The 7,540-nt window shown below is 46.7% G+C and carries 3 protein-coding genes; 1 reads left to right on the top strand and 2 read right to left on the bottom strand.

Annotated features, from left to right (window positions below; translation table 11 throughout):
- Nucleotides 1-11: 11 nt before the first annotated feature.
- Nucleotides 12-2,585 carry a ribonuclease R gene (gene rnr, locus DK187_RS05695; protein ID WP_223232380.1) on the bottom strand — a complete coding sequence of 858 codons (2,574 nt, stop codon included), beginning with the start codon at nt 2,583-2,585 and terminating at the stop codon, nt 12-14.
- A gap of 410 nt (nt 2,586-2,995) precedes the next feature.
- Nucleotides 2,996-3,799: a posphoenolpyruvate synthetase regulatory kinase/phosphorylase PpsR gene (ppsR, locus tag DK187_RS05700; RefSeq protein ID WP_111606367.1), complete on the bottom strand. Its 804-nt coding sequence runs from the start codon at nt 3,797-3,799 to the stop codon at nt 2,996-2,998.
- A 239-nt stretch (nt 3,800-4,038) separates the two neighbouring features.
- Between ppsR and ppsA the strand changes: the two genes are divergently transcribed.
- Nucleotides 4,039-6,435 (top strand): phosphoenolpyruvate synthase, encoded by a 2,397-nt coding sequence (ppsA, locus tag DK187_RS05705; protein ID WP_111606368.1) that lies wholly within the window; start codon nt 4,039-4,041, stop codon nt 6,433-6,435.
- Nucleotides 6,436-7,540 lie beyond the last annotated feature (1,105 nt).

The raw sequence follows: 7,540 nt of genomic DNA on the forward strand, positions 1-7,540 counted from the left end.
TATTATTCCAATCAATCTTTCGCGCGTGGCTTGGCGTTATTCTTTTTCGGCTTCTTTGGTTTCTTTGGTTTTTTCGGCTTTTTCACCGCTGACGCTGGCTTACCACTCGCAGCTGCAGCAGTAGACGATTTTTTCTGTCTAACACGTTTGCCTTTAGAAACTGGTGAACGACGCTTTTTCTTCGCTTTTCCGTCTGATTCTTTGCCTTCTTGTGCCGCTTTGCCCTCTTTGGACTTAGCGCTTTGAGCTTTATCGACAGACTTAGGCTTAGGGCGGCCACCCAGCTCAATAGGCGGTAACTGAGCTAGTTGCATTTCCAGCTCGGACATTTCATTACGTTCTACTTTTTTACGTGGTTGACGAGTGGTATTTTCATCCAAACTCAAATCAATTTTACGCTGTTCTAAATTGACACTCGCCACACGTACTTTCAAGGTGTCGCCAAGACGGAAAACTCGACCAGTGCGTTCACCGATAATCGCCTGATGCTCTATGTCATGAACAAAATAATCTTGTCCAAGCCCTGATATATGCACCAAACCATCAACGAACAAACCTTGCAGTTCAACAAACAAACCAAACGACGTTACCGCCGTGACAACCCCCTCAAAGGGCTCACCCAAATGCTGTTCAACGTATTGGCATTTCAGCCAAGCCTCTACGTCACGAGTAGCCTCATCGGCACGACGCTCGGTCAGAGAACAAGATTCACCTAAGCTGTCCATATCGGCATCGGTATAGCCATAAATTTTACGCGCTTTAATTTCTAAACTGCCCGCCACACGATGCGCCTGACGCACCGCGGGTCGACCTTCGCCACGAATCAAATACCGAATCGCACGGTGCACCAACAAATCAGGATAACGACGAATAGGCGATGTAAAATGCGTATAAGCTTCATAATTCAGACCAAAGTGACCCAAATTATCCGGCTGATACACGGCCTGTGACATAGAACGCAGCATCATAGTTTGAATACTGCGGGCGTCTGCACGGTCTTTTATCGCTTCCGATAACGCTGCGTAATCGGCCGGAGTCGGCTTGGTGCCACCGGTTAACTCCAATCCCAGCAAACCCAAATAAGTACGAAGGGTCAACAAACGATCGTCTTTTGGCCCTTCATGAACACGATACAAGGCAGGCAGATTGGCTTTCATAAGAAGCTCAGCGGTCGCCACGTTGGCACACAACATACACTCTTCAATCAGTTTGTGTGCATCATTACGTTCGACCGGAATAATGTGCTCAATCTTCGAGTTTTCATCGAACACCATGCGCGTTTCAACGGTATCAAACTCCATCGCACCGCGTTCATCACGAGCACTTCTCAGTGTTTGGTACAAACCATTTAAATCATCAATATGCGACACAATAGACGCGTAACGCTCACGCAATTCAATGCCTTGTTCTTCTGGCTCAGCAGCGATCATTTTCGCCACTTTTGAATAGGTCAAACGGGCATGGGAACGAATCACACCTTCATAAAATTTGTAGCCGCGCATCTTGCCTTTGGTGGTTAACGAAATCTCTGCCACCATGACCAAACGATCTACATCAGGGTTTAAAGAGCACAAACCATTCGACAATACCTCTGGCAGCATAGGAATAACGCGACCAGGGAAATACACAGAGTTACCGCGCACAATCGCTTCTTCATCTAAAGCAGTGTCTTTCTTCACATAATGAGACACATCGGCAATCGCCACGAACAGCTTCCAACCACCCGGTGTTTTTTCACAATACACAGCATCATCAAAGTCACGAGCGTCTTCACCATCGATCGTCACAAAAGGCGTATCGCGCAAATCAATACGATGCGCTTTATCTTCTTCTGCCACTTCGGTGCTTAAATTCTTGATTTGTTTTTCAACCGCAGCGGGCCATTCATGAGGGATCTCATAACGGTGCATAGCCACTTCGATTTCAACACCTGGCGCCATAAAGTCGCCAAGCACTTTTTTTACTAGACCTTGAGCTGGCTTACCACGTTCCGCATAGGAGACGATTTCAGCCAACACATATTGCCCGTGTTTCGGCGACAAACCGGAATCGGTAGTAATCAAGATATCTTGGGCGATACGAGGATTTTCTGGCGTAACGAAAGCCGCACTGCTGCCGTCGCGATGGGTTTCTTGATAAAAACGCCCTACTAACTGGCTGTGCTTGCGTTCTATAACTTCAACCACGACACCATCTAAGCGACCTTTAACGCTGCGACCAGACAGTCGCACTTTTACTTTATCGCCGTCCATCACATTTTGCATTTGACGGGCCGATAGAAAAATATCGTCATCACTCTGACGCAACAAGAAGCCATGGCCTTCTTTATTACCTTGAACGTAACCCTCAATTAGATCACTTTCTAAAATCGGCGAGTATTCGTCATTTTGATTGCTGGTCATTTGATTGTCTCGGCACATGGCGATGAGACGACGACGGAGGGCTTCAATTTCGTCTTCGCCAGTCAGCGAAAACTCTTTGCATAACTCTAAATGCCCCATGCTTTTATTCTGGGTGGCAAGAAATTCTAAAATGAATTCGCGGCTTGGTACGGGGTTATCGTACTTAGACGCTTCTCGCTGCATATGTGGATCGTTAATTTTATTATTACTCAATGTATTTTTATCCTTGGTTTTATCAATAAGACGCCCTTTTATAAAATAGAAATATGAACATCTCACTATTCAGAGCATTTGTCGTACTTAGCTATCAACTCTAGCCTGCCACTGACGCGCTCAATTAATGGTCATTATAGAGTATATTCACCAAATACTCTTCAAGTTCGCGCAGCTCTTAGCATTATCTGCACACTCTATCGGGATAAATTTGGTAATAACACAACAAACCTGTCTTATAACTCGTTATTGGAGTATTTTTTTCCACTGTTCCTTAAGTCATTTTCGACTAAACGAAATATTTTGATGAATTATTTGTCTAAATTTCAAGCAAAAACCATGGACCCATCGAATTATTCGATCACTTCATGGCGCTTTTCTTACTGCCTATGACGCACCAAATTCATCTCCGCCATGACTTTGGTGGAAATTTCTTCCACAGAGAGTTTGGTCGAATTCAAAAAAGGAATGCGCTCTTGTCGATACAAGGACTCCACTTCATCCACTTCGTAGCGACATTGGCGAGCGGAAGCGTATTTACTCGCGGCCATCCGACCTGTACGAATTTCATGCAAACGCTGGGCGTCTATGGTCAAACCAAACAGCTTTTTCTTATGATCCTTTAACACCTTAGGCAAACCTGGCGTGGAAAAATCATCTTCAGTAATGGGATAATTTGCCGCCTTGATACCGTACTGCATCGCCAAGTACAAACTGGTTGGCGTTTTTCCTGAACGCGATACACCCAACAAAATAATATCGGCTTCAGCAAAATTCTTCACCGACGCGCCATCGTCATTGGCCAGCGCATAGTTGATCGCGTCTATCCGAGCATCATAAACGCCCTCTTTCATACCATGGGCTTTTTGCGCTGTTGGCTGCGCTTTCACGCCCAAAGCTTGCTCAATCGGTGACAACAAATCCCCAAATAAGTTATAACAATGACAATCACACGAATCGATAATATCGCGGATAGCCGCATCGGAAATGGTATAAAACACTAGCAAGGCAATGCCTTGTTGCATTTCCATATTAATTTGTTGCTTCAAGCCTTCCGCCTGATCTTTGGTAGCCAAAAAAGGCACACTTTTGGTTTCTACCGCCACATCAAAAAATGACAACATGGCCGATCCAAACACCTCTGCGGTGATCGCGGTCCCATCTGATACAAAGTACACTTTCATGCGTTTTTTTCCCATTTTTGTTGTTATCTAACAACATTAATTTTTTCGATTGAAATAAAACAACATCGAATAATCGATTTTATTCAAAGCAACCAGCCTACATACAATGAACTCAGACTCAGCGCTTTGACAAGAGCCCATAGCGATTTGATTAATGCCTGATGTCCGCTTGGCAACCCTGCCATATTTTGGCCAACCAGCCATATTCTTTTAATAAGAAAAAATAACTGGAGTCCCTTGTGAGCAAATTTATTAAGTGGTTTAAAGATCTTCATATGGAAGATGTCGGTGAAGTAGGCGGCAAAAACGCCTCTTTAGGTGAAATGATTTCCAACCTGACAGACCTAGGTATTCAAGTACCAAACGGTTTCGCAACTACTTCCTATGCTTATCAAAGCTTCATTACAGAAAGTGGCCTAAACGATAAAATCCATCGAGCACTAGACGCATTGGACGTGGACGATGTTCATGCCCTTGCGGAAACAGGCGTACAAATTCGCCAATGGATTGAAGACGCCACGTTCTCAGCTGAGTTTGACCAAGAGATCGAAACGGCTTTCGCCATGCTTTGTGATGACAACGCAGACGATACCTCATTTGCTGTACGCTCTTCTGCCACAGCGGAAGATTTGCCGGATGCGTCTTTTGCTGGCCAACAAGAAACTTTCCTAAACGTGAAAGGCTTGGCAGACATCAAAGCCTCTATCAAACGCGTGTTTGCTTCTCTATTTAATGACCGCGCGATTTCCTACCGCGTACACCAAGGCTTTGAACACCAAGGCGTGTCTCTATCCGCTGGCATTCAAAAAATGGTACGCAGTGATATCGGTGCATCTGGTGTGCTATTCACCCTCGACACAGAATCAGGCTTTGACGAAGTCGTCTTCATCACCGCCGCTTACGGCCTTGGTGAAATGGTGGTGCAAGGCACCGTCAACCCAGACGAATACTACGTTCACAAGCCAACACTGGCAGCCAACCGCCCAGCGGTGGTTCGCAAAAGCCTAGGCAGCAAAGCGCAAAAAATGGAATACGCCGAAGCGGGCAGCGAAGAATTCGTTAAAATCGTTCCCGTTGCTTTGGATGACCAAAACCGTTTCGCCCTAACCAACGATGAAATTGAAGACCTTGCTCGCCAAGCGTGCATTATTGAAAAACACTACAAACGCCCTATGGACATCGAGTGGGCAAAAGACGGCATCGACGGCAAGATATACATTGTCCAAGCGCGTCCAGAAACCGTTCGTAGCCAAGCCAACGCGCAAAGCATGGAACGTTACAACCTAAAGAAAACCTCTCAAGTGATGATTACCGGCCGCGCCATTGGTCACAAAATTGGCACCGGCGCGGTGAAAGTATTATCGTCCATTACTGAAATGGATCGCATTCAACCGGGTGACGTTCTGGTAACCGACATTACCGATCCAGATTGGGAACCCATCATGAAGCGCGCTTCGGCGATTGTCACCAACCGCGGTGGTCGCACCTGTCACGCGGCGATTATTGCGCGTGAACTGGGCATTCCAGCCGTCGTTGGCTGTGGCGATGCCACAGAGGTATTAAAAGATGGTCAAATCGTCACCGTATCTTGCTCTCAAGGCGACATGGGCTTCGTCTACAAGGGTGAACTCCCATTCGACGTGATTACGTCTGAAGTGGGCAACATGCCTGAATTACCCGTAAAAATCATGATGAACGTAGGCAACCCAAACCGCGCCTTCGACTTCGCCATGCTACCAAACGCCGGCATCGGCTTGGCGCGCTTAGAGTTCATTATCAACCGCATGATCGGCATTCACCCGAAGGCCTTATTGAATTACGCTGACATGACGCCAGCCTTGCAAGAAGAAATCAACCACCGCATCGCCGGCTACAACAGCCCTGTGGAATTCTACGTCGACAAATTGGTCGAAGGCGTTGCAACACTGGCGTGTTCTTTCTCTAAAAAGCCCGTGATTGTGCGCTTGTCCGACTTCAAATCAAACGAATACCACAATCTTGTTGGTGGTCCGTTGTTTGAACCAGACGAAGAAAACCCCATGCTTGGCTTCCGTGGTGCGGCGCGTTACATCGACGACTCCTTCCGTGATTGCTTCGCCCTAGAATGTGAAGCCATCCGCCGCGTTCGTAACGACATGGGCTTCACCAACGTACAAATCATGATACCGTTTGTACGCACCTTAGAAGAAGCGCAACAAGTCACCGAACTGCTTGCCGAACAAGGCTTGGCTCGAGGTCAAAACGGTCTGAAAGTCATCATGATGTGCGAACTGCCGTCTAACGCCCTACTGGCTGACGAGTTCCTTGAATTCTTCGACGGCTTCTCCATTGGCTCTAACGACTTAACCCAGCTAACACTCGGACTTGACCGCGACTCAGGATTGATCGCCGACAAATTCGACGAACGCAACCCAGCGGTCAAAAAGCTACTCAAAATGGCCATCACCGCTTGTCGCGAACAAGGTAAATACGTGGGAATCTGCGGCCAAGGCCCATCTGACCACGCCGACTTCGCCGACTGGCTCGTCGCGCAAGGCATCGAAAGCATGTCTCTTAACCCAGACACCGTCATCGAAACCTGGCTACACCTTGATGAAGTACTGAAAAACAACGAACTGAACCACAAAGCTATTTAAAGAAATCTTCCCGTTACGTCGCCGTAATACCAGACAGGGCGTAATGGGAAAACCGTCTGCGTTTGGTGCTGTATTACTTAATACAGCACCAGATCAGAATGCTGTGTAACAGCAGCGCGTGACCTTATCGTAGTCACTCCCTAGTTTGATGCCCCGCCATGCGGGGCTTTTTTTGGTTTCTTTGGTTCCGTTCAAACGCTTTGCATTCCCAACCTTTATTCCGCTCTGCTGAGCGGGTAACTTTTGCCCGCTGTTAAATTCAAGAAAGTACAAAAGTAACCAAAAGGTCTCTTTAAGATCTTTAATGCCTGACTTTCGTCAGAGGTGCATGGCTGTTCCCCTACGCTCGTTATATCGTAAGGCAAAGATTGTCTTTGCAGGCTGGAGAGAAGATATTTTTAACTGACTCTGAAACGCCATAAAGTCGCGCAACTTCGTCGCGTCGAACTGACTTTATCTGTGATGCTGGTTTTTCGTAGGGCATCATGAGCGCAGCGACTATCTAATCAAAAAAAAAGCCGCTGAAAGCGAAGCTTTCATTGTAGGTTGCGGCTTTAGTACGACGCGGAATTCAGTTTCCATTCAAACGCTTTGCATTCCCAACCTTTATTCCGCTCTGCTGAGCGGGTAACTTTTGCCCAGATCCGCAAAAGTAACCAAAAGGTCTCTTTAAGATCTTTAATGCCTGCCTTTCATCATAGGCACATAACTGTTCCCCTACGCTCGTTATATCGTAAGGCATAGATTGTTTATTCGGTGGGAGATAGCTCGTCAAACACTGACTCTGAAACGCCATAAAGTCGCGCAACTTCGTCGCGTCGAACTGACTTCATCAGTGATGTCGCTATTTCGTAGGGCGCGATGAGGGAGGCACGACCGCTTTTCCATAACAAAAAAGCCGTTGAAAGCGACGCTTTCACTGTAGGTCGCGGCTTCAGCCCGACACGGAATTCAGCTTCCGTTCAAACGCAAAAGGTTAAGTTTACTAAGCACCAAGTCCCTTCCCCTTTTGTCTTCAAGGGGAAGGCGGAGGATGGGGTTAATCTTTGGATCTTCAAGTATATTTGTTACTTATCAACGCTTCCTAGTTTGCAAACTGGGTTCC

The sequence above is a fragment of the Marinomonas arctica genome (assembly GCF_003259225.1).
GTDB classification, from domain to species: Bacteria; Pseudomonadota; Gammaproteobacteria; order Pseudomonadales; family Marinomonadaceae; genus Marinomonas; species Marinomonas arctica.